At 68.1% G+C, this 25017-nt stretch carries 21 protein-coding genes; 9 read left to right on the top strand and 12 right to left on the bottom strand.

Translation table 11 applies throughout. The annotated features are described in order from the left end of the window. Window positions 1-37 precede the first annotated feature (37 nt). Both ACZ5BU_RS04620 and ACZ5BU_RS04615 read left to right on the top strand, forming a co-directional pair. A complete protein-coding gene (locus tag ACZ5BU_RS04620) occupies window positions 38-742 on the top strand; it encodes a copper homeostasis protein CutC (protein WP_465695529.1) in 705 nt (234 codons plus the stop codon). Next, complete coding sequence (locus tag ACZ5BU_RS04615) at window positions 739-1005, top strand: DUF4031 domain-containing protein (protein ID WP_465695528.1); 267 nt, start codon at window positions 739-741, stop codon at window positions 1003-1005. Before ACZ5BU_RS04620 ends, ACZ5BU_RS04615 begins: the two co-directional genes overlap by 4 nt. Before the next feature lie 99 nt (window positions 1006-1104). Here the strand turns inward: ACZ5BU_RS04615 and tuf are convergent, their stop codons facing one another. The 4 genes from tuf to ACZ5BU_RS04595 form a co-directional block, all read right to left on the bottom strand. Further along, window positions 1105-2292: an elongation factor Tu gene (gene tuf, locus ACZ5BU_RS04610; protein ID WP_465695527.1), complete on the bottom strand. Its 1188-nt coding sequence runs from the start codon at window positions 2290-2292 to the stop codon at window positions 1105-1107. A 349-nt stretch (window positions 2293-2641) separates the two neighbouring features. Next, window positions 2642-5023: a hypothetical protein gene (locus tag ACZ5BU_RS04605; RefSeq protein ID WP_465695526.1), complete on the bottom strand. Its 2382-nt coding sequence runs from the start codon at window positions 5021-5023 to the stop codon at window positions 2642-2644. A gap of 204 nt (window positions 5024-5227) precedes the next feature. After that, window positions 5228-7477 carry an outer membrane protein assembly factor BamB family protein gene (locus tag ACZ5BU_RS04600; RefSeq protein WP_465695524.1) on the bottom strand — a complete coding sequence of 750 codons (2250 nt, stop codon included), beginning with the start codon at window positions 7475-7477 and terminating at the stop codon, window positions 5228-5230. Between the two features lie 67 nt (window positions 7478-7544). Then, the gene (locus ACZ5BU_RS04595) at window positions 7545-7856 is read right to left on the bottom strand and encodes an ArsR/SmtB family transcription factor (protein WP_465695522.1); all 312 of its coding nucleotides are present in this window, start codon (window positions 7854-7856) and stop codon (window positions 7545-7547) included. Window positions 7857-7944: 88 nt separating this feature from the next. Between ACZ5BU_RS04595 and ACZ5BU_RS04590 the strand changes: the two genes are divergently transcribed. Beyond that, the gene (locus ACZ5BU_RS04590) at window positions 7945-9132 is read left to right on the top strand and encodes an MFS transporter (protein ID WP_465695521.1); all 1188 of its coding nucleotides are present in this window, start codon (window positions 7945-7947) and stop codon (window positions 9130-9132) included. On the opposite strand, the gene ACZ5BU_RS04585 is transcribed toward ACZ5BU_RS04590, so the two are convergent. The 4 genes from ACZ5BU_RS04585 to ACZ5BU_RS04570 form a co-directional block, all read right to left on the bottom strand. Then, window positions 9113-11128, bottom strand: a complete 2016-nt coding sequence (locus ACZ5BU_RS04585) for a HelD family protein (RefSeq protein WP_465695519.1) — start codon at window positions 11126-11128, stop codon at window positions 9113-9115. The genes ACZ5BU_RS04590 and ACZ5BU_RS04585 overlap by 20 nt on opposite strands. A 70-nt stretch (window positions 11129-11198) precedes the next feature. Next, window positions 11199-12086: a carbohydrate ABC transporter permease gene (locus ACZ5BU_RS04580; protein WP_465695518.1), complete on the bottom strand. Its 888-nt coding sequence runs from the start codon at window positions 12084-12086 to the stop codon at window positions 11199-11201. Then, window positions 12083-13027: an ABC transporter permease gene (locus tag ACZ5BU_RS04575; RefSeq protein ID WP_465695517.1), complete on the bottom strand. Its 945-nt coding sequence runs from the start codon at window positions 13025-13027 to the stop codon at window positions 12083-12085. Before ACZ5BU_RS04575 ends, ACZ5BU_RS04580 begins: the two co-directional genes overlap by 4 nt. Further along, window positions 13027-14649: a type 2 periplasmic-binding domain-containing protein gene (locus tag ACZ5BU_RS04570; protein ID WP_465695515.1), complete on the bottom strand. Its 1623-nt coding sequence runs from the start codon at window positions 14647-14649 to the stop codon at window positions 13027-13029. Before ACZ5BU_RS04570 ends, ACZ5BU_RS04575 begins: the two co-directional genes overlap by 1 nt. 47 nt (window positions 14650-14696) lie before the next feature. Between ACZ5BU_RS04570 and ACZ5BU_RS04565 the strand changes: the two genes are divergently transcribed. The 4 genes from ACZ5BU_RS04565 (at window position 14697) to ACZ5BU_RS04550 (ending at window position 18141) form a co-directional block, all read left to right on the top strand. Continuing rightward, window positions 14697-15740, top strand: coding sequence for a sialidase family protein (locus ACZ5BU_RS04565; protein ID WP_465695514.1), 1044 nt, complete (start codon window positions 14697-14699; stop codon window positions 15738-15740). Between the two features lie 10 nt (window positions 15741-15750). Further along, window positions 15751-16686, top strand: coding sequence for a dihydrodipicolinate synthase family protein (locus ACZ5BU_RS04560; RefSeq protein ID WP_465695513.1), 936 nt, complete (start codon window positions 15751-15753; stop codon window positions 16684-16686). A gap of 28 nt (window positions 16687-16714) precedes the next feature. Next, window positions 16715-17425, top strand: coding sequence for a FadR/GntR family transcriptional regulator (locus ACZ5BU_RS04555; RefSeq protein WP_465695511.1), 711 nt, complete (start codon window positions 16715-16717; stop codon window positions 17423-17425). A gap of 542 nt (window positions 17426-17967) precedes the next feature. Beyond that, a complete protein-coding gene (locus ACZ5BU_RS04550; RefSeq protein ID WP_465695510.1) occupies window positions 17968-18141 on the top strand; it encodes a hypothetical protein in 174 nt (57 codons plus the stop codon). A gap of 105 nt (window positions 18142-18246) precedes the next feature. Here ACZ5BU_RS04550 and ACZ5BU_RS04545 read toward each other — a convergent pair whose 3' ends face one another. Beyond that, a complete protein-coding gene (locus tag ACZ5BU_RS04545) occupies window positions 18247-19887 on the bottom strand; it encodes a DNA repair helicase XPB (RefSeq protein ID WP_465695509.1) in 1641 nt (546 codons plus the stop codon). A gap of 90 nt (window positions 19888-19977) precedes the next feature. On the opposite strand from ACZ5BU_RS04545, the gene ACZ5BU_RS04540 reads away from it, so the two are divergent. Then, a complete protein-coding gene (locus tag ACZ5BU_RS04540) occupies window positions 19978-20640 on the top strand; it encodes a hypothetical protein (protein ID WP_465695507.1) in 663 nt (220 codons plus the stop codon). Here ACZ5BU_RS04540 and ACZ5BU_RS04535 read toward each other — a convergent pair. Together ACZ5BU_RS04535 and ACZ5BU_RS04530 are read right to left on the bottom strand one after the other, a co-directional pair. Continuing rightward, window positions 20637-22922, bottom strand: coding sequence for a helicase-associated domain-containing protein (locus ACZ5BU_RS04535; RefSeq protein ID WP_465695506.1), 2286 nt, complete (start codon window positions 22920-22922; stop codon window positions 20637-20639). The genes ACZ5BU_RS04540 and ACZ5BU_RS04535 overlap by 4 nt on opposite strands. A 79-nt stretch (window positions 22923-23001) precedes the next feature. Next, complete coding sequence (locus ACZ5BU_RS04530) at window positions 23002-23784, bottom strand: GNAT family N-acetyltransferase (protein ID WP_465695504.1); 783 nt, start codon at window positions 23782-23784, stop codon at window positions 23002-23004. Between the two features lie 108 nt (window positions 23785-23892). Here ACZ5BU_RS04530 and ACZ5BU_RS04525 point away from each other — a divergent pair, with 108 nt between their 5' ends. Further along, a complete protein-coding gene (locus ACZ5BU_RS04525; protein WP_465695502.1) occupies window positions 23893-24660 on the top strand; it encodes an alpha/beta fold hydrolase in 768 nt (255 codons plus the stop codon). On the opposite strand, the gene ACZ5BU_RS04520 is transcribed toward ACZ5BU_RS04525, so the two are convergent. Next, window positions 24650-25000 (bottom strand): DUF427 domain-containing protein, encoded by a 351-nt coding sequence (locus tag ACZ5BU_RS04520; protein WP_465695501.1) that lies wholly within the window; start codon window positions 24998-25000, stop codon window positions 24650-24652. The genes ACZ5BU_RS04525 and ACZ5BU_RS04520 overlap by 11 nt on opposite strands. Between the last annotated feature and the right edge of the window lie 17 nt (window positions 25001-25017).

Genomic DNA, 25017 nt, shown 5'->3' with positions numbered 1-25017 from the left:
ACCCGAATTGGGACGCGAGTGCGAGAAGATGTACGGCATGGGTTCGTTGCTGGAGATCATCGCGTTGCATCCGGCGGATGCGGAGGCGGCTCAGGAGGGTGGGGCGGACCGGCTGGAGCTGTGCGCCTCGATGGAGGCGGACGGCCTGTGCCCGTCGGTGTCGACGGTCAGCGCGATCCGCCGGGTCACCGACCTGCCGCTGCGGGTGATGCTGCGGCTGGAGAACTCGTTCACCACGAACGGCGCCGACCTGAACCGGCTGACCGCGATGGCGCAGTCGTTCCTGGCCGCAGGGGCCGACGGGTTCGTCCTCGGGTTCCTGACCCCGGACAACCAGGTCGACGTCGACTCGGTCACCCAGCTGGTCAGCACCTTCGCCGGTACGCCGTGGACGTTCCACCGCGCCATCGACGCCGTACTCGAGCAGCAGCCCGCCTGGCGCGCACTCCGTACCCTGCCCGGCCTGGACTGCGTACTCACCGCGGGCTCGTCCATCGGCGTCAGCCACGGCCTCGACGACCTGTGCAGGCTCGCGAAGGACGACCCCGCAGTGGCCGGCGTGATGATGGCGGGCGGCGGCCTGCAGCCGGAGCACGTCCCGTGGCTGTACCAGAGCGGCGTACGGCGTTTCCACGTCGGTACGTCGGTCCGCCAGGACGGCTCGTGGACGAAGGCGTACGTCAACTCGCGGTTCGTCCGCTCCTGGCGCAACCTGCTGGACGCGCAGGACGCCCGCGAATGATCCTCATCGATCCGCCCGCCTGGCCGGCCTGGAACCGGATCTGGTCGCACCTGGTCAGCGACGAGTCCTACGAAGAACTCCACGCGTTCGCGAAGGCTGCCGGCATCCCGGCCCGCGGCTTCGACCGCGACCACTACGACGTTCCCAGCGACCGGTACGACGACCTCGTGAAGGCCGGCGCCTTACCGGTCTCCAGCCGCGAGCTGGTCGAGCGGCTGATCGCATCAGGCCTCAGACACAGGAAACGGCCCTCAACGGGTTGAGGGCCGTTCCTGATAAGGCCCTGTCTGGCAATCCATCGCCTGCTGCGGGGCACTCGGCACGGCACCTCCTCGCTACGGCGCTGGATTACCAGACAGGACCTAGTCGAGCAGTTCGGTCACGGTGCCGGCGGCGACCGTGTGGCCGCCTTCGCGGACCGCGAAGCCGAGGCCGACCTCGATCGCGATCGGCTTCTCCAGCTCCACCCCGAGCTCGATCGTGTCGCCGGGCATCACCAGGGCGATGTCACCCAGGTCGATCCCGCCGGACACGTCCGTGGTGCGGAAGTAGAACTGCGGCCGGTAGTCCGCGGCGAACGGCGTGTGCCGCCCGCCCTCGGCGGTGGACAGCGCGTGCAGGTTCGCCCGGAACCTCCGGTGCGGCCGTACGCTGCCCGGCAACGCCACCACCTGGCCGCGACGGACCTCGTCGCGCTTCACGCCACGCAGCAGCACCGCCGCGTTGTCGCCCGCGTCCGCGGACTCCAGCGACTTGCCGAACGTCTCCATCCCGATCGCCGTACTCGTCACCGTCGGGCCGAGGCCGACCACCTCGACCGCGTCGCCGAGCTTCAGCGAACCGCGCTCGACCGCGCCGGTGACCACTGTGCCGCGGCCGCTGATCGTGAGCACGTTCTCGATCGGCATCAGGAACGGCTCGCCGAGCTCGCGGTCCGGTACCGGCACGTAGTCGTCGATGGCGTCCAGCAGCTCGCCGATCGCGGCGGTCCACTGCGGGTCGCCCTCGAGCGCCTTCAGGCCGGACACGCGCACGACTGGTACGTCGTCGCCGGGGAAGCCGTACTCCGAGAGGAGTTCACGGACCTCCAGCTCGACCAGGTCGAGCAGCTCCGGGTCGTCGACGGTGTCGGACTTGTTCAGCGCGACCACGAGGTACGGCACACCGACGCGGCGCGCGAGCAGTACGTGCTCCCGCGTCTGCGGCATGGCGCCGTCCTGCGCGGAGACGACCAGGATCGCGGCGTCCACCTGGGCGGCGCCGGTGATCATGTTCTTCACGTAGTCGGCGTGCCCGGGCATGTCGACGTGCGCGTAGTGCCGGGTGGCGGTCTCGTACTCGACGTGCGAGATGTTGATCGTGATCCCGCGCTGCATCTCCTCGGGAGCCCGGTCGATGCCGTCGAAGGCGACGAAGCGGTTCACGTTCGGGTCGCGCTCGGCGAGTACCTTGGTGATCGCGGCGGTCAGGGTGGTCTTGCCGTGGTCGACGTGACCCATCGTGCCGATGTTGAGGTGCGGCTTGGTCCGCACGAACTGGCTCTTGGCCATCAGAAATCCCTTGCCTGTCAGAAGATCGGTGTGAGCCAGGACCCTCCGGCAAGCCCTCACAGCGCTGTCACCGCGTGGAGGGGGCCGGTTCGGGCCACCCTCCTCCGCGGGTCCTGCTGAGCAGGAGGAGGGTCAGCTTCGAGCGCCGGTGCAATCGACTGACGGTGCCCACGTGGGAGCGCCCGTCAGGCCCTTGCCTGACAGGTCGAACTCGAAAACCACGCGGAACATGCGAATCACGGTAGGTAGTAACCGAGCGAGGAGCAACAGAATTCCCGCGCTGCGCGCGGGGAAGGGAAGGAAGGAAAGAGGGGTGGGAGGGGGTGGGGCAACGGAATTCCCGGCGTGCTCAGTTGAGGGCGAAGAGCCGGGAACCGTCGGAGAAGATCGGCCGCGCGGCGGCCACGGTGACGGCCGGCCGGTCGCAGGTGACCGCTTCGGACTTGGCCACCGTCTGAGTGTTTCCGCCGGACAGGATCGGCCGCGACTGGATGCCCGTGGACCCGATCAGTACGGGTGAGCACCTCCCGTCGGTCTGCGGCATCAGTGTGACGACCCGGCCGTCCGGCAGCAGCCCGAACCCGTCCCGCGGGTACTCCGGGTGCTGCAGCTTCGGCGGTACCTGCAAGAGGTGGTGCCACTGCGGCGTACCGTCCGCGGGGCTCGACGAGGAGACGTCGTACGTCTGCGGCTGTCCGGAGTCGTTGCCGGTCCGGCAGGCGATCAGTACGAGCGAGGCGTGCGTGGCGGCGAGCTGTGCGTCGCAGGACGAGGAGCCGAGGCGTGGCCGTGGTGTACCGGGCAGAGGCGTCGTCCAGAGGACGTTGCCCGTGCCGGTGTCCACCGACCACTGGTAGAGCGTGCCGCCGGCGGCGCCGGTCCAGATCAGCCCGGAGACCTCACGGGTGTCCGGTACGGTGACCAGCTCGCCGACCCACGTCGCCGGGTCCAGCTCCGCACTCAGGTCGATCCTGGCACCAAGATCAACCTCCCACTTCTGTGCGCCGGTCTTGAGGTCGAGACCGCGTACGACGGCGCTGTTGCCGGCGCAAGCGTCGACGACGACGGCCTGGTCGCCGACGAGCTGGCCCTGGGTCACCGTGCAGCGCACCTGGGTTCGCCAGTGCGTGGGACTGCTCACGCCGTGCGAGACGATGTAGTTCCCTTCAGCCACGAGCAGCTGGTCGGAGTCGACGGCCAGCGCGGTGCCGTCGGTGTCGACCTCGGTCAGCACCTGTCCGGTCACGGCGTTCAGTACGGCGTACGTCGGCAGGCTGATGCCCGCCGGCTCGCGGTACTCGGACCGGGGGAGGTGTGCAGCGAGGATCTGGCCGTCCGCCGACACCACGAGGCCCCGAGAGCCGCTGGAGTCGGCGTCCTGTACGTCGGCCCGCGAGTACCGCCAGCGGATCTGGCCGGTGGCCGCGTCTGACATCACCACACCGTCAGGGCGCAGCTCCGCGACGCCACCCGCCGTACCGGTGATGGCGCCCATCGCCGGGACCTCACGGCTCCAGGCGAGCGTTCCGTCGAGCTGCACCGGCTGCTGCGTCGGCTGGATCGTAGTGGTCGTGCTGACCGTGTTCGCCGTCTCCAGTCGAGCCTGTACGAACGGCTCACCAGCAGAGACCACGATCCACGCCAGCAGGGCTCCACAGATAGCAGTCGCGCCAACACCCAGCCAGCGCGGAGGAGCCTGTGCGTACGGCGGCGCGAGTCGTAGCCGCCGCGCCAGCGCCAACAGCGCACCGGCGAGTACCAGGGCTACCGAAGCGAGCAGGAGGTACGGCCAGCGTTCTGACATGGCTGCGCCGGGCTGTGCCGCCGGCCAGCGCCACCAGCACACACCGATTGCGATCAGGCCGACAGCCGCGAAGACGATCGCAGGGATCGTCACCAGCCGCTGCTGCGATCTGCGGAACCAAGCGCAGGTCAGAGCGGCCGCCACCGCAGTGCCGGCGATCGGGGCCCATGCGGGAAAGCCGCTGATGTCGGACGGTTCGGCCGGCCACTTCGCGGCGGCGCCGAGACCGCGGCCGAGCAGGACGGACGACGCGACGATCGCACCGAGGGAGGCTCCGAAGTAGATGACCGGGATCAGCCCGCCGATCTTCCGGGCCGCCCTAGGGCCCAGGGAGCCGACCTCCCGCGTGAGATTGTCCCGGGCAGGACTCTCCCACTCCTCATGACCTCTGGGCGTCACGTACAACCGCGTCTCGCTCAGCGTCTGCAGGAACGACATCCGGCCACGGGCGAAGTCCCGGTCGGCGACGTGCTCGTACTCCTGCCGGATCCCGGCCGCGTATTCGTCGTACCGCGCCTGCGGCAGGCTGAGGATGCGCAGGTCGGCGTCGCACAGCACGGCGCCGTTGCGGTCGTCCTCGGCGCAGTTGTGCTTGGCGGTCAGCCGGACCAGCCGCCCGATCTCCGCGACCCGGTCGGCGTCCACGCCGTACGCCGCCAGCTCGAGCTCGGCCAGCTGGGCCGAGACCTCCTCGTTCTCGCCGGGGTCGGCCCGCGGATCGTAGATCGCGTCGTGGAACCAGGCCGCCAGCCGGACGTTGTCCGCGTCCTCGGCGTACTCGGCCAGCTCGTCGATCGTGGTCAGCACCTCGGTGAGGTGCTGCTGGTCGTGATAGTGGCGATGTTGCTCTGCGTAACGACCCAGCAGGTCCTCGCCCAACGGCTGCGCGTGCGGCAGCAGGCGATTCCACTGGTCGCGCAGGTCCATGGCTATGGAGTCTGGCACCCGTTGGGAGCCTGGACGGACGGATCGGGCATTCCCGGATCGGTCCGTGGCCAAAGGGTTATCGGCTCGTCACCTGACTGCCAGGACCGGTGCGTTCCGCAACGAATTGCAGCCATGGAACTGCGGTCCATGTCACACTCCGGCGTCAATCGCCAGGCGCTGCCACACCCTGACTACGGGGCGTCACTAGCGGAGGGCGATCACCGTACCGGCGCCGGACGTCAGGACCAGGTTGCCGACGGCCCGCGGGTCGCGGCCGCAGACGATGCCGGTCGGTAGCCGGACCTGGCGGTAGCCGGCGCTGCTGATCACGTTCACGGCGCAGCCGGTGGCCGCACTGCTGAGCGAGATCACCCGGCCGTCGGCCGTCACCGTGACCTTCGTCCGCGGGTTCACCGGCGCGACGGTCTGCCAGGCGGTCAGCCCGGTGTTGGCGTCGATCGCGGTGACCACGGTCTCGCGGTTCTCCCGGCTGCTCGGCCCCGGACAGTCCACGACGATCAGGTACTTCCCGGCCGCGTTGAGCAGCGTGCGGCACGCCCAGGACGCCGGCACCTTCCAGGTCCAGCGGATGTCGCCCGTACGGGGCTCGATCGCGGTCAGCGCCGCCGGTACGTCGGAGTCGCCGCCGGGCTCGGCCACGACGACCAGGCCGGCCACGACGACCGGGCGGCGGTAGCTGGTCGTGGAGGTCCTCGTCCACAGCTCCTTACCGGTCTGGACGTCCAGGGCGGTCAGCTCGTCCGGCTGTTCGTCGCAGGTGTGGGTGACGAAGGCGAGCACGGTCTCGGCGGTGGCGATCGCGCCCAGGTCGGTGCAGGCTCCGGACTCGTACGTCCAGCGTTCGTGGCCGCTCGGGTCGACCCCGTGCAGCTTGCCGTCGCGCTCGCCGGTCAGCAGCGGCATGGACTGCTGGACGAACCTGTCCCGCGCACGGCTGGGCCAGGCGGCCTTGCGCTGACCTGTGTTCGCGTCGAGCAGCAGGTACCCGACGTCAGCGAACAGGGCGAGGACGTACTCGCCGCTGCCGGTCGCGGTGATCACCGGCTTCTCGTCGGAGTCGGAGCGGCTGTAGCGCCACCGCAGCGCGCCCGTGGCCGCGTCGAGCATCTCCACGACCCCGTCCGGGCGGGGGATCGCGATGCCGTACGCCGTACCGATCGCTTCCTCTGCGCCGCTACCGACGACCGAGTCGCTCACCCAGGCGACCGTACCGTCGAGAACCGACGGACTGGCCCGGCCGGCGTCCCGGGGCGCCCCTTCCACGCGTTCGTTGGAGGAGAGCACGTAGCCGCGTGAGAGCGGCTGGACGATCAAGAGGAGCGCGAGAGCGATAGCAACCGGCGCCGCGAGCCATGCGAGTTGCTGGCCCAGGTTCCGTGCCGGCAGGAAGCGAGCGGTCCGCGTACGCAGGAGAGAAGCCACGAGAGCGGCCGCGCTGGCTACCAGCAGCAGGATCAGTGCCGAGATGACCAGCGGCACCCGGAGGCCCACGCCGACGGCTTCGTTCGTCTTGGGCGTTTGAGCCCAGGCAATGAGCAGTCCGGTAACGGCGATAGCCAGGACTGTGCCTGCGATCAAGCGAGCGCGCTGGCTGGCGCTGCGGGCGCAGCGGAACAGCACTGGTGTGCTGAAGAACGAGACAACGGCCAGAGCGACAGTCGGCCAGCCGGCCTCATCCTGTGCGGCTGGTATCTGCCAGGACGCACCGGAGGCGGCTATCGCGACCACAGCGGCCGAGATGGCAGCGAACGTGGCCGTTGCGGTCAGACCGGCCTGCTGCCAGCCTCGCCACGGTGCGGGCAGCTCGCTGTCCAGTCCGGCGAGCTCTGATTCCAGGTTGAGCCGTGCGACCTGGCCGAGTCGCTGACGTGCCAGTTGAGTGCGGTACAGGTGACCGTCGAGGAGGTCGCCCACCTCGTCGTACCGGTGCTCGAGCGCGGCCTTCCGCTCGCCGGCGTCGCGCCGTACCTCGGCCGTGTGAACGGCGTACCGGGTCGGGTCGGAGGCGAGGATCGCGTTCACGGCGTCGAGCAGTACGTCGCCGTTCGCGTCGCGGCGGGGCGGCGCGTAGGAGTCGGGCGGGGGTGCGGCGAGGTCACCGGTCAGGCGGATCAGCCGCGCGACCTCGGCGATCCGGATCGACGGCACGCCGTACTGCGGGAGCAACTGCTCGGCCAGCCGGGCGGAGGCCTCCGCGTCCTCGGGCGGGGTGCCGCCGGGTTCGTGGACGGCGCGATGGAACCAGGCCGCCAGCCGGACGCTGGTCGGGTCGGTGGACAGCTGGATCAGCGAGTCCAGCGCGGTCAGGACGATGTTCAGGTACTGGTCCCGGTACGCGCGCCGGTTGCGGTCGACGTACCTGCTGACCAGGTCGTCGGCCAGCGAGGCAGACCCGGGCAGCAGGTCATCCCAGCGCGCCCGAAGTTCCACCACCGCTTCAGTCTGCCAGCCGCACTACTGCAACCGGCCCACGATCACCCCACCGCCACCTTGCGGTTCGCTACTGCTTGGCTGACAGCACCCCGGTGAGCAGGCCCGGGTACAGGTCCTCGAGGTCGTCGCGGCGGAGCAGGCTGACCCGGCGGGTGCCGTCGGTATGGGTGGAGATCACCCCGGCCTCGCGGAGAGTCTTGAGGTGATGGGCCCGGGTGGAGGCGGTGACCGGGAGCTCCAGCTCGCCGCAGCAGACGCCGGCCGGGTTGTCGGCGAGCGCACGGACGATGATCAGTCGGACCGGCTCGCCCAACGCCTGCAGAACCGCGTCGACGCGGATCTCGTCCCGCTCCGGCTGCGGGAGAACCTTGGTGGCCATGGATCCATAGTACGACGCTTGTCGAAGTTCGATGAACTTCGTAGTACGATAACCGTCGAACTACTGATCCTCTCCGGAAGGCTCTTCGATGTCCGCACGGATCTACCTGCTCGGCGCCGGCGCGTTCGCGGTCGGCACCAGCGCGTACGTCGTGTCCGGGGTGCTGCCCGACGTCAGCTCCGAGCTGCACGTCTCGCTGACCGCCGCGGGCCAGCTCGCCACCGCGTTCTCCCTGTCGTACGCGATCGGTGCGCCGATCCTGTCCACGCTGACCGGCCGGTGGGAGCGTCGTACCCTCCTGATCGCCGCACTGGTCCTGGCCGCGCTCGGCAACCTCATCGCCGCGTTGGCCGTCAACTACCCGATCCTGATCGTCGGCCGCGTCGTGGCCGCGTTCGGCGCCGCCGTGTACACCCCGGCCGCCACACTGTTCGCCACCAGCCTCCTGCCTGAAGAACGAGGCAGGGCAGTAGCCATTGTCTTCGGCGGACTCACGTTCGCCCTGGTTCTCGGCGTGCCCGCAGGCACGCTGCTAGGACCGACACTCGGCTACAAGGGTGTCTTCGCACTCATCACTGCTGTAGCTGTACTGGTCGCGATCGTCGAGCGGGCGGCACTGCCGAAGGTCGACGCACCACCCGTGGTCAGCCTGCGTGAGCGCTTCGCCGGGGTGACCGACCGGCGCGTGCAGATCGTGCTGGCGATGACAGTGCTGGCCGTACTGGCTGCGTTCAGCGTGTACATCTACATCGTCCCGCTGCTCAAGCACACCGCTGGCCTGACCGGCAACGTCACCGGCCTGCTCCTATTGCTGTACGGGGTGGGCGCTGTCATCGGCAACTTCCTGGGCGGTCGTATCACCGACCGGTTCGGCAGCCTGCGCACGCTGGTAGTGCTGATGCTCGGCATCACCGCGGTCCTGGCCACGCTCGACCTGACGCTGACGACTGAGGTCGGCGCCGGAGCAGCTCTGGTCGTGTGGGGCATGCTGACGTGGGCCTTCAATCCGCCGATCCAGAACCTCCTGCTCGAGCTCGGCGGTGGCCTGTTGATCTCGCTCAACGCCTCTGCGATCTACCTGGGCGCCGGCCTGTCCGCGGTAGTCGGCGGGCTGGTCATCCAGACGCTCGGCGTCGGCTACCTCCCCGTGCTGGCGTCCGCGCTCTCCCTGGTCGTGCTCGGCCTCGTCTACGTGCTGTGGCGCGACCCCTCGCTCCAGCGGGTGGAGGAACTCGAGGGGGACGAGGACATCTACCTCACAGCTGCGGCTGACTGAGGACCGCAGGAACGTCCTCACTGTGCAGCACCACCAGTGAGGTCACAGCACGAGTCAGACAGACGTACAGGCGCCGGAGCCCGGTCCGCTCGTCGGCCTCACCGGCCACGATCCCGGCGGGCTCCACGAGCACCACGTGGTCGAACTCGAGACCCTTCGCCAAAGAAGCCGGTACGACGTCGAGGTGCGCCTCCACGTCGTCCTCATCGCCCAGCACCGAGAACGCGATGCCCTGCAAGGCCTTACGAGTCGCGGGTACCAGTGCATCCGGCACGATCAGCCCGATCGACCCGAGCCGCTCTGACACCTCCCGTACGGCGGTCACCGCAGCAGCCAGGCTGTCCGGTACGCGGGTGATGGTCAGCTCACCACGTGCCCGCCGTACCGCTGTGGGCGGTTTGAGGTGTGGAGCGATCGACGGGAGCAGACGGGCCGCGTACTCGATCACCTGACCCGGGACACGGAAGCCCGCGGTCAGCTCTTCGGTGTGGGCGCTGGCCTTGCCCAGGTGCTTCAGGGCCTCGTCCCAGGACGGTGTGGACCACGGTGTGGTGCCCTGCGCGATGTCACCGAGCACGGTCATCGAACCGGTCGAGCAGCGCCGCCCGACAGCCCGTAGCTGCATCGCTGACAGGTCCTGTGCCTCGTCCAGCACCACGTGTCCGAGGGACGGCGTACGGTCGACCAAGTCGGCGATCTCGTCGATCAGCGTGGCATCAGCAACGGACCACTTGGCCGCGCCCGCGGACCGCGGCACCTTCTCCCAGAGCAGCAGCGCCTGCTCTTCTTCAGTGAGGATGCCCTCGGCGTGCGCCGCCAGCAGTTCGGGCTCGGTGAAGAGGCGGAACAGCAGCTTGGCCGGGTCCACAGCCGGCCAGAGCGCCTCGGCGTACTGCTTGACCGGACGGCTCCTGGCCACCGAGTCCTGGACGCGGTCGTCGGGGGAGTCGCCGGCCGCCTCCATCCGGAGCAGCACCGCGTGGGCCAGCCGTTGCGGCAGCATCGCGCGGCCGGCGCCGTACCGGATGCCACGCGTCCGCAGCTCGTTGACGAGCTCTTCGGCCTGGTACGTCGGTACTCGCCAGCGGTGTGCCCCGCGCGGTACGACGAGCGCGTGGCCGGGCTGCCGTACGTGCGCCCACACAGCCCGGTGCAGAACCTCGGCCATCCGGGCGTCGCCCTTGAGTACGTCGACCGGCGCGGAACCCGGCCCGGCGATCTTGACCCGCCCGACGAGCTCCTCGACCGTCGTCTGCTTCGCCTCGATCTCACCGAGCGCCGGGAGGACGTCCCCGATGTACCGCAGGAAGCTGGCGTTCGGACCGACCACGAGGACACCGGCCCGGCTGAGCTGGTCGCGGTACGCGTAGAGCAGGTACGCCGCCCGGTGCAGCCCGACCGCGGTCTTACCGGTACCGGGGGCGCCCTGGACGCAGATGGTTTCGTCGACGCCGGCCCGGACGATCACGTCCTGCTCCGGCTGGATGGTGGCGACGATGTCGCGCATCGGGCCCGAGCGCGGGCGTTCGATCTCCGCGTCGAGGATGTCGCTGTGCTGTTCGACCGCACCGCCCGCGGTCAGGTCCTCGTCCTCGAAGGCCGTCATCTCGCCGTGCGTGAAGCCGAACCGGCGGCGTACCCCCACGCCCATCGGCTCGGTCTTGCTGGCCCGGTAGAACGGTACGGAGATGTCTGCTCGCCAGTCGACCACCAGCGGCTCACCCAGCGCGTCGTTGACGTGCCGGCGACCGATGTGGAACGTCTCCTCGGTCGGCTCGAGGTAGTCCAGCCGGCCGAAGAACAGCGGTACGTCCGGGTCGTCCTCCAGCTCCTTCATCCGCTGGAAGATGGCGGCCTGCAGGAACTCCTGGTTGACCCGGTCCGCGCTGTGGATCTCCAGCGCACCGGTCTTCTCCCGCATCAGCGCCAGCGCCGCCCGGGAGGCCTTCAGGTAGTCCTTCTCGGCCTGGAGGGTGTCGGACGTGTCTGAGGGCATGCTGAAACCTCCGGCGAGTAGGGGGAGCCCAGCCACGTTACTTGATCACCTTCCGTGACGGAACCGAATTTCATCCCTTCACCGCGCCGGTCAGTACACCCTTCGCGAAGTGCCGCTGCAGGAACGGGTAGACGATCAGGATCGGCACGATCGACACCACCAGGATCGCCATCTGGATCGACGCCTGCGGTGGCAGCAATTCGGTACCGAGTTCCGCGCTGCCCAGCTGCGTGTCGTTGATGACGTACGTCCGCAGTACCAGCTGCAACGGCCACAGCTTCGAGTCGTTGAGATACAGCAACGCGGAGAAGAACGCGTTCCAGTACGCCACCGCGTAGAACAGGCCGATCACCGACAGTACGGCCTTGGACAGGGGCAGCACGATGTACGAGAACGTCATCAGCTCACCCGCTCCGTCGATCCGGGCGCTCTCGGTGATCTCGTTCGGCAGGTTCATGAAGAACGCCCGCAGTACGACCACGTTGAACGCGCTGATCATCGTCGGCACGATCAGCGCCCAGATGCTGTCCAGCAGCCCGACGCCCTTGACCGTGAGGTACAGCGGGATGATGCCGGGGGAGAACAGCATGCTGAACAGCACCACCAGCAGGATCGGCCGGCCCGCCGAGAACCCGGGCCGCGACAGCGCGTACGCCAGCAGGCACGACACGGTCAGGCTGAGCAGTGTGCCGACGACCGTGACGAAGATGCTGACGAACAAGGCCCTGGTCACCACACCGCCGGCGAACAACGACTCGTATGCCCGGAAGTTGACCGACTTCGGCAGCAGCACCAGCCCGCCGGACTCGTTGATCTGCTTGTTCGGCGCGACGCTGGTCGAGATCACCCCGACGAACGGGACGATCACGACCGCGCAGAAGACCAGGAGTACCAGTCCCTTGAAGATCCGCATCGGCCAGCCGGGCATCGGTACGCCCTGAACGATCTTGCGACTCATCGCTGGTACACCCCCTGCTCGCCGAAGATGTGCGCGACCTTGTTCGCGGTGAGTACGAGGATCACACCGACGATGCCCTTCACCAGGCCGACGGCCGCCGCGACACCCCAGGCGCCACCGAGTACGCCGTTGTTGTAGACGTACGTGTCCAGTACTTCGCTGACGTCCCGCCCGACCGCCTGCTGCTGCAGGATGATCTGCTCGAACCCGACCGTCAGCGAATCGCCCAGCCGCAGGATGAACAGCAGGATGATGATCCCGCGCAGCCCCGGCAACGTGACGTGCCAGAGCTGACGCATCCGGGTAGCGCCGTCGACGCTCGCCGCCTCGTACAGCTGCGAGTCGATCTGGGACAACGCGGCCAGGAACAGGATCGTCGCCCAGCCGGTGTCCTTCCAGATGATCTGCGACGTCAGCAGTACGTGGAACAGCTCGGAGTTCCCGATGATGTTGATCGTCGACAGGTCGTGCGAACGCAGGTAGTTGTTCAGCAGCCCGCTGCCGCCGAGCATCTGCTGGAACAGCGCGACCACGATCACCCACGACATGAAGTGCGGCAGGTACAGGATGCTCTGTGCGATCCGCTTGATCCGCTCGGAGAACAACGAGTTCAGCAGCAGCGCGAGCAGGATCGGCGCCGGGAACACGAAGACCGACTGCAGGCTGGTGAGGATGAGCGTGTTCTTCAACGCCCGCAGGAACGCCGGGTCCCCGTTGAAGATCACACTGAAGTTCTCCCACCCCGACCAGTCGCTGCCGCCGATCCCGAGGAACGGCTGGTAGTCCTTGAACGCGATGATGTTCCCCAGCAACGGCACGTAGTGGAACGCGATGATCAACGCGGTCCCCGGCAACGCGAACAACAGCAGCACCCGGTCCCGCAGCAGCCGCCGGCCGAGGCTCAACCGCTGCTTCGGACGCTTGGAAGACCTTTGCAGCATTACTTTCCTGCCGTGTCGGAGTGCGCCTGCTCGAGTTCGGCGCGCATCTTGTCACCGCCGGACGACTTCCAGGTCTGTACCGCCGCGGCCCAGTCGGACACCGGCTTCTTGCCCTGCACGATCTGGTTCTCCAGGTCGTCCATCGTCTTCTTCAGCTGCGTCTGCTTCTTCGACGCAGTGTCGGAGTAGAGGCCGTACGACGCGTCGTACACCAGGCGCTTCGCGATCTTGTCCTGGATCGCGTGCTGCTTCTGCGGAACGTCCGGCTTGCCGGCCCAGTACAACGCGAGCGTCGAGTCGCTGATGTACTGCAGGCCGATGCCGGTCTCCACGGTGCCGGTCTTGGTCGGCACGGGATCCGTGCCCTGCAACGTGTAGTGCCGGCCGGCGACACCGTACTTGCGGAACATGTACTCCTCGGTGCCGAACGGCGCTGCCATCCAGTTCGCGATCTTCAGCAGCGTCTCCGGCGTGTGTTTGCTGTCCTTGTTGAAGGACGTGACGTTGTTGAGCGCCGCCCCCATCCACGGGGCGCCCTCGCCGCCGTCGAAGCCCGGTACGTCGAGCATGTTCACCGCGAACGCGTCACCGGCGGTGTTGTCGGAGTAGTACTGGTTCCAGGCCACGAAGCTGTCGTAGTCGAAGGCGGCGATGCCACCGTTGAACCACTGCTTCCGGGCGCTGGCCTTGTCGTTGAAGGCGTCCGGGTTCACCACACCGGCGGCGACCATCTTGCGGCCGGCCTCGAGGGCCTGCTGCTGCGCCTCGTGCTCGTACATCGAGGTGAACTTGCCGCCCTCCTCCTTCCACACGTTCGGGATCCCCAGCATCATCCGGATCGTCGACATCGGCACCCGCGTCCAGGCCCACCTGTTCTGCTTGGCGGCGGTCATCTCCTTCGCCAGGTCGAAGAACTCCTGGAAGTTCTTCGGCGCCGGGTTCTTGATGCCCTTCGCGGCGAGCAGATCCTCGCGGTAGAGCGCGAGCGACGTACGGGACATGCCGCGCGGGACCGGTACGCCGTAGATCGCGCCGTTGAAGACGCAGCCCTTCCAGAACTCGGTCGGGAGGTTCGCGAGGAACGGGTACTTGTTCACGGCGTCGCCGGACAGGTGCTCGGTCAGGTCCATGCACTTGGACTTCACCAGGCCCGGGATCTGCGGTGTGTCGGGCGGGATGTTCAGGATGTCGGGCAGGTCACCGCCCGCGATCCTGGTGGCGAACTTGTCCTTGTACTCGTCGTTCGACGCCATGCTGATCTGCAGCTCGGAGCCGAGGCGTTTGTTCACTTCCTGCCAGAACTGGTTCTGGTCGGCGGCGGGCGGGATCGCGCCGGGGATGTTGGTCATGAACGTGATCGGCTTGCCGTCGCCGGGGACTTCGGTGATCGCCTTGACCGGGTTCGCCGGGTACTTCAGGAAGCCGTCCAGCACCACGTCGGTGCCGGGCAGGTCGGGTTTGATCTCGCCGTACTTCGTGTACGTCGGCAGCTTGACGGCCGCGTTCGCCGCGGCGGTGTTCTTCTTGCCGGACGCGCACCCCGCCAGCAGCGGCGTACCCGTGACCGCGACAGCGGCGGCAGCCAGACCGCCGCCGAGGAATGTTCTTCTGCTGACCGGCATGAGGCCTCACTTCCATCGGAGGCCCACACCATGACATAGTACGTCCTATGTCATCAAGGGTCGGCGCTCTGGAAATCTTCGATCCGGCGGGGAGCGGCTATCACACGTTCCGCATTCCGTCGGTGCTGGCGCACGGCTCTTCGGTGCTCGCGTTCTGCGAGGGCCGGCGGCACGGAGCCGGTGATACCGGCGAGATCGAGGTCGTCCTGCGGCGTTCGCTCGACGGCGGGCGGACCTGGCTGCCGTTGCAGGTGGTGTCTGCGGCGCCGGGCAAGACCTGTGGAAATCCGGTGCCGTTGGTCGATCCAACGTCTGGCGACATGGTGCTCCTGACGGTGCAGAACGGCGCGGACGCAGGCGAGCTGTCGCTTGCCCGAGGCACCGATCCGGTCGACGGGCGGCGGGTGTTCGTGCAGCGTTCGTCCGACGACGGGGCTTCGTGGAGTGCTCCTGTGGAGATCACTTCGCAGGTGAAGCCGGCGGACTGGGGCTGGTACGCGACGGGTCCGTGTCACGGCGTCACGCTGCGCTCCGGGCGTCTCGTCGTACCCGCCAATCATTCGTACGTACCGGCGGAGGGTCTCAACGGTGGCCACTGCATCTACAGCGACGACGGTGGTGGCTCCTGGTCCGTCGGCTTCGTGGATCGCAACGATGGTGATGAGATCAACGCCAACGAGACCACCGTGGCCGAGTTGCCCGACGGACGGTTGTACTTCAACGCCCGCAACCACCAGGGCACCGGGCAGGCTCGCGTGCACGCCTGGTCGTCGGACGGCGGCCGCACGCTCGATGCCCCGTACGCCGGGATTCCCGAGATCACCGCACCGGGGACCCAGGGCAGCGTGCTCTGCCTGCCCGACGGGCGGCTGCTGCTGTCCACGCCGGTGAACCCCACGTCCCGCCGGGAAATGACCGTTCTCGTGAGTTCCGACGACGGTGCGTCATGGAAGCCGGCTCTGGTCGTCCACGAGGGCATGGCCGGGTACTCCGATCTCGTACTTCTCGCCGACGGCTCGGTCGGGATCTTCTACGAGGCCGGTGAGACCTCGTCCTTCGCGACCCTGCGCTTCGCCACATTCGCCCTATAGAGGAGCTGTTTTGACCGAGTCCGCCCACCTGACCGGCGTCGTACCGCCGCTGGTCACACCGCTGACCTCGTCGTACGACGTCGACACCGCATCGCTGGCCCGGCTGATCGAGTACCAGCTGACCGGGGGTGTGGACGGGGTCTTCGTACTCGGCACCTCCGGCGAGGGCACCTTCCTGACCGACGACCAACGCCAGGCCGTCCTGGAGACGACGGTCGCCACCGTGGCCGGCCAGGTACCGGTCCTGGCCGGGGTGATCGACACGTCTACCAACCGGGTCGCCTCGCACATCTCAGCTGCGTTGAAGGCCGGTGTGGACGCACTCGTCGCCACAGCTCCTTTCTACGCAGCCACGCACCCCGCCGAGATCGAGCGCCACTTCAAGCAGTTGGCAGCTCACGCGGACGGCACACCCCTGTACGCCTACGACATCCCTGCTCGGGTGGGCACCAAGCTCCCCGCCTCTCTCGTCACCTCCCTGGGCGAACAGGGTGTGATTGCCGGCGTAAAAGACTCGTCCGGGCAGGAACCGTCGCTCCGGGAACTGGTCATCTCCCGCCGCGAGAATCAACTATCGAACTTCGCGATCATGACCGGCTCCGAGGTGACGGTCGACTCCTCGCTGGCCTTCGGCGTGGACGGCGTCGTACCCGGACTGGGCAACGTGGACCCGGCCGGCTACGCGCGGCTGTTCAAGTCGGCTGTGGGTGGTGACTCGGCGGCTGCGCGGGCGGAGCAGGACAGGTTGTTCCGCCTGTTCGACATCATCAACGTGGCGGACCGGTCCCGGATGGGGGCCAGCTCGGCCGCACTGGGCGCGTTCAAGGCCGGCCTGTACCTGTTGGGCGTGATCGCCTGCCCGCTCACGGCGTACCCCAGCATCGCCCTGAACGACGCGGAGATCGCCGCGGTCCGTCCGCTGCTGGACCGCGCCGGATTACACTGAGCGATCCGACAAAAGGGGGAGGCCGGCAGTGACAACGGGTGGGCTCAGCCGGGCACGCGGTGCGGCGGGGAACCAGTCCTTCATCCGCGACGCGATGAAGTCGTACATCCTGGAACGCGGACTGAAGGCGGGCGACCCGCTGCCGAACGAGCAGGAGCTGATGGCTCAGCTGGGCGTCGGCAGGCACCCGCTCCGCGAGGCGATGAAGGCGCTGCAGGCGGTCGGCATCATCGAGATCCGCCACGGCTACGGGACGTACGTGGGCGACGTGAACCTCCAGTCCCTCGAAGACGGTCTCGCCTTTCGCATGTCCCAGTCGATGGCCGGTGACCTCCGCGACGTCCAGAACGTCCTCGAGGTCCGCCAGGCCATCGAGGTGGGCCTCGCCGACGACGTGGTCCAGTACTTCAAGCAGCACGGGTACGACGCACTGGAACCCATCGTTGGACGGATGGAGGCGAAGGCCGCCGAAGGCCAGTACTTCCCCGAAGAAGACTGGGCTTTCCACCAGGCGCTCTACGAGCCGTTGGGCAACGCCCTGGTGATCGACCTACTGTCGGTCTTCTGGAGAACCTTCGCCCAGGTCGACGCCCGCCTCCCCGGCGCCCGCTATACCCCTTCGGACGCCGCCGCGTGGCACCGAGACCTCCTGAACGCCCTCGAGTCAGGCAATCCCACCACCTACGCCACCTCGATGAAGTCCCACTTCAACGGCATCCACACCCGCCTCGGCGACTAGCTGTCTGCAGCTCGACAGGACGTATACGTACACCGTCACATGTCTGCGGCCTCGGCCACGCGGGAAGCCGGTTAGCGGAGGGCCATACCTCCTGTCGAGCTGCAGCCTGTGGATGAACAAAAGCACCATATGGCTCGATGAGGCACCATCCCTTGGTGCAAAGAGTCGAGCAGGTCCTGGCTCTCCGGGGTGGTTGGTCTACTGCATCCGAGCTGACAGGCCTCACGTCGCGACACGCAGTCGCGAAGGCGCTCGCTCGTGGTGAGATCCAGCGGATTGCCCTAGGAATCTACGCTCTGCCCGGTCTGCCGGCTGATACGACGGCGGCACTCGCCTATGACGGTGTCCTGTCGCACGTGAGCGCTGCGGCGGCTCGTGGCCTACCTCTGTTCGTGCGCCCCGAGAAACCTCATGTGATCGTCCCGCCGAAACGGCGTCCACGCCCAGGCCCACCTGCTGTTCTGCATTGGGCCGAGGTCAGTACCGCGGAGCGCCGCGACCGGATCACGTCCGTTCCCCGGACGGTTCTCGACTGTTCGCGGATGCTTCCGTTCGCTGAAGCTCTGGCTGTTGCCGATGCGGCCCTCGCCACCCGCCGGCTGCTTCCGGAAGAACTGCTGTCCGAGGTGACGGCAATGCGGGGCGCGATCATCGGCGATCCGGCCTGGGTGGTTGCCACCGTCCGAGCCGCCCTGGCCCAGCGGCTCGTCGGCTGAAGCCCTGCAGCCCGACAGGACGTATACATCCACTTCGCCCGATCCGCCCCGCCGCTGAGCGTGGCCGTGCGACCAGTGGGGATATATGTCCTGTCGAGCTGCAGATTAGGCGAACAGGTTTTCGGCGTCCACGATGGTGTAGGCGTAGCCCTGTTCGGCCAGGAAGCGTTGGCGGTGGGCGGCGAATTCGGCGTCGATGGTGTCGCGGGCGACGATCGAGTAGAAGCGGGCGGTCCGGCCGTCACTCTTGGGGCGGAGGACCCGGCCGAGGCGCTGGGCCTCTTCCTGGCGGGAGCCGAAGGTGCCGGAGACCTGGATGGCGACCGACGCCTCGGGCAGGTCGATGGAGAAGTTGGCGACCTTGCTGACCACCAGACGGTTGATCTCGCCGTGCCGGAAGGCGTCGAACAACCGCTGGCGTTCGCGGACGGTGGTTTCGCCCTTGATCACCGGGCATTCGAGGCGTTCGCCCAGTTCGTCCAGCTGGTCGATGTACTGGCCGATGACGAGCAGTGGTTCGCCGGCGTGGTGCTCGGCGATCCGCCGTACCAGCTTGGACTTCGCCGGTGTGGACGCGGCCAGCCGGTAGCGGTCCTCGGGTTCGGCTGTCGCGTAGACGAACCGCTCGGTCTGCTCCAGGTCGACCCGGACCTCGACGCAGTCGGCCGGCGCGATCCAGCCCTGCGCCTCGATGTCCTTCCACGGCGCGTCGTACCGCTTCGGTCCGATCAGCGAGAACACGTCGCCCTCGCGGCCGTCCTCGCGGACCAGCGTCGCGGTCAGGCCGAGCCGCCGGCGGGTCTGCAGGTCGGCGGTCATCCGGAAGATCGGCGCCGGCAGCAGGTGCACCTCGTCGTACACGATCAGGCCCCAGTCGCGGGCGTCGAACAGCTCCAGGTGCGTGTACACACCCTTCCGCCGCGTCGTCATCACCTGGTACGTCGCGATCGTCACCGGCCGGATCTCCTTGCGCGAACCGGAGTACTCGCCGATCTCGTCCTCGGTGAGCGTCGTACGTCGGAGGAGCTCGTCCTTCCACTGCCGCGCGGACACCGTGTTCGTGACCAGGATCAGCGTGGTCGCTGACGCCTGCGCCATCGCGGCTGCGCCGACGATCGTCTTGCCGGCGCCACAGGGGAGTACGACGACACCGGAGCCGCCGTGCCAGAACGAGTCGGTCGCCTGCTCCTGGTACGGCCGTAGCTCCCAGCCGTCCGTCACCAGCTCGATCTGGTGCGCCTCACCGTCGACGTACCCGGCCAGGTCCTCAGCGGGCCAGCCCAGCTTCAGCAGGGTCTGCTTGAGGTGTCCGCGCTCGGAGGGGTGCACCAGAACGGTGTCGTCGTCGATCCGTGCGCCCAGCATCGGCTTGACCTTGTTGCTGCGCAGCACCTCCTCCAGCACCGGCCGGTCGGTCGTCACGAGAACCAGCCCGTGCTGCGGGTGCTTCTCGAGCCGCAGACGTCCGTACCGGTCCAGGGTCTCCGCGATGTCGACCAGCAACGAGTGCGGAACCGGGTAGCGGCTGTAGCGCAGCAGTACGTCGATGACCTGCTCTGCGTCATGCCCCGCGGCCCGGGCGTTCCACAGGCCGAGCGGGGTCAGCCGGTACGTGTGCACGTGCTCCGGCGCTCGCTCCAGCTCAGCGAACGGCGCTATCGCCTTCCGGCACTCGTTGGCGTCCGCATGCGCCGTCTCCAACAACAAGGTCTTGTCCGACTGCACGATCAGAGGACCGTCCGTCACTACAGCTCCTATCCACGACACCCGACCCTCCATTGTGCCTGTTCCTGCCAAATACTGTCCGTTGCTTCGGCAAACCCCTACCGTGACCGCATGGAATGGTTGCTGGCCGCGCTGGGCGGCGGCGGGATCGCTGTGCTCGGGCGGTACGTGTGGGACCGCCGGGCGGCCCGCCGCGGGCAGTTGGAGGAGCTTCGCCAGATGAAGACGCTCCTGGACGAGGACATCACGCTGCTCGGCGAGGAACTCACCCGGCTCGGGGAGCAGGCAGACGGAGCTGCGTTGCCCGCTGAGACCCGCCAGGACTACCAACGGGCGTTGGATGCGTACGAGTCCGCCCAACGTGCCGTACCGGGTATCAAGGCGCCGGATGCGATCACCACAGTCGCGGACACGCTCGCAACAGGCCGCTACGCCATCGCCTGCGTACGAGCACGCCTGGCCGGTGAGCAGGTCCCGGAGCGCCGGGTGCCGTGCTTCTTCAACCCGCAGCACGGCCCGTCAGTCAAGGACGTCCTGTGGAATCAGCCCGCCTACGGCACCCGCAAGATCCCTGTCTGCGCCCAGGACGCCGCACGCTTGGCCGCAGGCGACGAGCCCGCGGTCCGCTACGTAATCCTGGGCAACCGCCGCCTCCCGTACTGGGAAGCAGGTAGAGCCGTGGCCCCCTACGCCCACGGCTACTTCCCCTCCACCGAATCCACGAGGGCCGTACTCGACGCCCAGACCAAGAAGCTCCGCAACCTAGGGCTCTAGTCCTGCACCGGTCGGGCGGCTGAGATGCGGTGCAGGGCGTAGGTGCGCGGGGTTTCGGTGGTGTCGTCGTAGGCGGTGAGCCAGCCGTCGGCTACTCGGGCCGGTTCTACGATACGTTCGGAGGAGTGGCCGTTGTGGTCCACGTACGCGATCCACGTGCGGGTGTGGGCCTCGGCTGCGTTGGTGAGTACGGCGATGGTCGCGGCGGGGGCGGCTGGTTCGACCAGCCCTTCCTCGCCAGGGCGTTCGGCGGCTATGCGATCGCCGGCGCGGACCTTTTCGATGACGGCCTTCACCTGGTCGTCGGTGAGGTCGAACGCGCTCTCGTTGAAGTCCCGGCTGGTACGGCGGCGTGGCGCCTCACCGCGACGCGGCGTACCCGTCACGTGCAGCGCACCGTCGAACGTCTCCGCCAGCGGCGCCAACCCCGCGTCGCGTAGCCGGCTGAGCACCATGTCCGGCGGCGACGGCGACACGACGACCGTCGGCGCCAAGCGGCGGAAGCGCACGCCGGGCAGGTTCGAGCTGAGGAGCTGGGTCAGTACGTCCTCGTCGTCACACCGCAGGTACGTCGACGCCGTACCGAGCCGCAGTACGCCGTGCCTGCGGGCCACGTCGTCGATGAGGTACGCCAGCGGCTGCGGGACTGGAGTACGCGAGTGTTCCGCCAACCACGTGTGCAACTGCTCCGCGGTACGTCCCAGGTCGAACGCACGTCGTACTGAGCTCTCGCTGAACCTGTAGACGCCGGCACCACCGTCCGACTCCACGTCGGCCATCGCTGACAGCTCGTCCTGTACAGAGCGCACCAGCGGACCAGGAGCAACCGCGGTGAGGTCAGCCTGCAGCAGCACCTCTGACACCGGCTCCGGCATCAGCGGGCTGATCGCCTCGGCCAACTCATCAGCCGTCGGCTCAGGACCCAGCAACGGCTGCGCGTGCTTCGCCAACGCACCAAGGCCGGTCAGCCCGAGCAGAGCCGCCTCAGACACGCTCCACTCGACCAGGTCGTCCCGGAACTGCCCGCCGCGTCGCGGACGATGCCACGCAACCCACGTCACCACGGTCTCCGGAGCAGGCGCCGTACCCGTACCGGCCTCCGCCAGCGCCCGCAGCGCCAGCAGCCGGATCTCCGGCGCCAGCAACCGCTCCAGGTCCGGCGACAACGCGTTGATCAGCCGCTCGCGCGCGGCCGCCGTACTGCCGGTGCTGTCCCGCCGTCCGATCAGCCCGATCGCCCGGAGCCCTGAGAACCACGCCATGACCAGCTGAGCCCACCGGTGCGCAAGATCATGTTCCAGCCAGTCGTCGTAGGCACTGGTAGGCAGCCACAGCTCAGTGGTACCAACCTCGACCGCAGCAACCAGTCCGGCCGCGTACGCGATCTCCAGCACAGCGGCAGCAATCTGCTCGTCCGCACCGATCTTCCCGGCGAGGCTGCGCAGCTCACGAACACCAACACCACCGGTGCGCAGCACAGGCGGCGGCTCGGTCCCCAGCTGTTCCAGAGCACGGTCCACAAGCCGCACCATGTCCAGCGCCGCGCCGGCCGCGGCCCGCTCGGCGATCGCGGCAGACACCTTCTTCCCGTCGAGCGGCGGCGGGGCCGGCCGCGTCGACGGCAGCACTCGTCCAGCCCGCAGATGCAGCCCGATCTGCCGTGGCAGTACGACGGTGTTCGCGTCCTTCGGTACGACGAGTCCGCGCGCCAGCAGGCGTTCCACCGGAGTACGCGCGGAAGCGATCGTCACCGGCCGGTCCGCCTTCTCCACGGACCCTGTCGGCGGACCCCAGGTCAGCTTGTCGAGTACAGCACGTGCGTCCGGACCCGCCTCTTCGATCAGCTTGTCCAGATCGCCGAAGTGCCGCGTGGTACTCGGACCGAGCCCGGCCGGAGTCGGACCGAGCAGCTCGTGTACCGCGCGGATCAGCCGCAGGTCGTCCTCGGTCCCCCACACCAGAGCGAGCTCCAGCAGCTCGGCGATCCGCGGCCGGACCACCTCCTGCGGCTGGCCGACGCCTTCCGCCAGCGCTTCGAGGTCGACCGGCTCGGGCAGCGCGGACAGCGCCTCCAGCAGGTCCACGCCGAACTCGTCCAGCCGGTTGATCGCGCGTGCCGCCGACGCGTTGCTCGTCGCTCGTGCCGCCAACTGCCCCGTGTCGGCAGGGATCGGCAGCGCGAGATCGGGCCGCCGGCGGAGCAGTTCGCCGAGCGCGGCGTCGCCCCATCCCCGTAACGCCTCGGCGAGGGTACGGGGGCGGATCGGCTCGGTCGTGCTCATCCCTCCAACGGTACGGGATCCCGCCCGAGGTCGCTCAGGATCCGCCCCACGGTCTCGCCCAGCGTGCAGCCCGGCTCGGCTACTCGGCTGCTCCGGCGCTTCCGATTCGGTGGAAGCCGACGCGTTCGTAGACGGCGGCTACGGCGTCGGACTCGGCTGAGAGCAGTACGAGGTCCACACCGTTGTCCAGGGCGTGCTCCACGAGTGCAGAGGTGACCGCGGCGCCAAGACCGCGCCGCCGCATCGCGGGCAGTGTGCCGACGCCGACGATCTCTGTGACCGAGTCAACCGGCTGGTGCGTACCACCCGCGACCACGCCGTCCTCTGTGAACGCACCGGCGTTCACGGACACACCACGGCGCATGCGGTCCAGCAGCGTCGCCACCAGGTCGTCAGCCAGCTCAGCGGCCGCAGTGTCTCTCTCAGCCGGTCCTGCGTTGCCAACAGCAGTACCGGACTCACCGAACGCCAGGTTGACCACCGCGCGCGACTGCCGGATCACGGCTTCGTCGGCCGGCAGGATCTCGCAGCGAGCGTCAGCCACGGCAGGACGGAAGTCAGCGCGCTCAAGCACCAGCAGCGGATGCTGGACCACGGAGAGACCAGCCGCCTCAGCAGCCGGACCTAGCGACGGGCAGGTCTCCACGACCCACTCGAAGCTCAGTGGGATCTCCAGCTCGGCGCAGCGTTTCCGCACGAGCTCTACGTCGCTTGGCTCGATCGTGACCCCCGCTCCGGGCACGGGGCGCGCGTAGTACGGCCAGATCGTCGTACTGCGGAACAACGTGAACGGACCGACCTCTTCAGCTACCGAACCGGAAAGCGGCACGCTGTGGAGGTAGTCGTCGACTCTGGTAATCATCGCCAAGCAGTGAACCACCCTGACGGGTCGTCTGCCACCGGTTATGTCGAAGTACCGCATTTGGTTCCGACATCCCGTCCGACAGCAGCAACCGACAAGGAGTCCCAGATGGAGACAGTGACGTCCGCGGACGGTACGACGATCGCCTACGACCGCCTCGGCAGCGGCCCGACGGTGATCCTGGTCGGGGGAGCACTGTGCGACCGCAACTCGTTCCGCCCGCTGGCCGACGCGTTGGCGGACCAGTACGACGTGATCACGTACGACCGCCGCGGCCGCGGCGACTCCGGCGACACGCCGCCGTACAGCGTCCAGCGGGAGGTGGAGGACATCGCCGCGCTGCTGAACGCAATAGGAGGTACGGCGGCCATCTACGGGCACTCGTCCGGCGCAGGGCTCGCTGTCATCGCCTCCAACACGCTCCCGTTCACCAAGGTGGTGCTGCACGAGCCGCCGTACGGACCTGACGACGTGGACCCGTCGGACGACGGCGAGCAGGTGCTGGAGCGGATCCGTGAGGGCAAGAACCAGGAGGCGGTCGAGCTGTTCCTGCTGATGACGGGCATGCCGAAGCAGGACGCGCTACAGGTCGCCGCGACGCCTGGCCTGGCGGACCGCGCCCCCACCTTGCCCTACGACTTCGTGGTGATGGAACACGGCCTTGACCAGGGCGCGACACCAACAGCACTGCTCCGGACCGTCACGCCGGACACGCTCGTCCTGGCCGGGACCGCCACCGCGCCGTTCTTGATCGACACCGCACACCGCATCGTGAAGATCCTGCCCAACGCGACCTTCACGGAGCTCCCCGACCAGGCCCACGCCGTACCGGCCGAGGTGCTCGCCCCGGTCGTCACCGAGTTCCTCAGGCGATGATCTCGATCGACACCTTGTCCGGGTAGAAGGCGACGTGATCGCGGATGTCCGCGACCGCGTCGTACGGCTGCTCGTACGTCCAGACGGCGTTCTCCGCGTCCGGGAGCACGGTGTAGTAGGAGGCGTCGCCCTTGTACGGGCAGTACGTCTGGTGATCGGTGCGCTCGAGCTGCGTGAAGTCGACGTCCTCGCGCGGGATGTACTGCACCGCGGGGTAGTTCGCCTCCTGCAGCGACAGCGCGTCCCGGGTGTCCGCGATGACCCGGTCACCGACCTTCACGACGACACGGTCCGGGTTCTTCATCACGGTGATCGGGTGGTCCGGCCCAGGAATCTTCACAGTCTTCTCCGCCATAA

It is taken from the genome of Kribbella sp. NPDC031520 (assembly GCF_055580825.1).
Note: the sequence above shows the minus strand (reverse complement) of the source record. Positions and strands in the feature narration are given on the sequence as shown.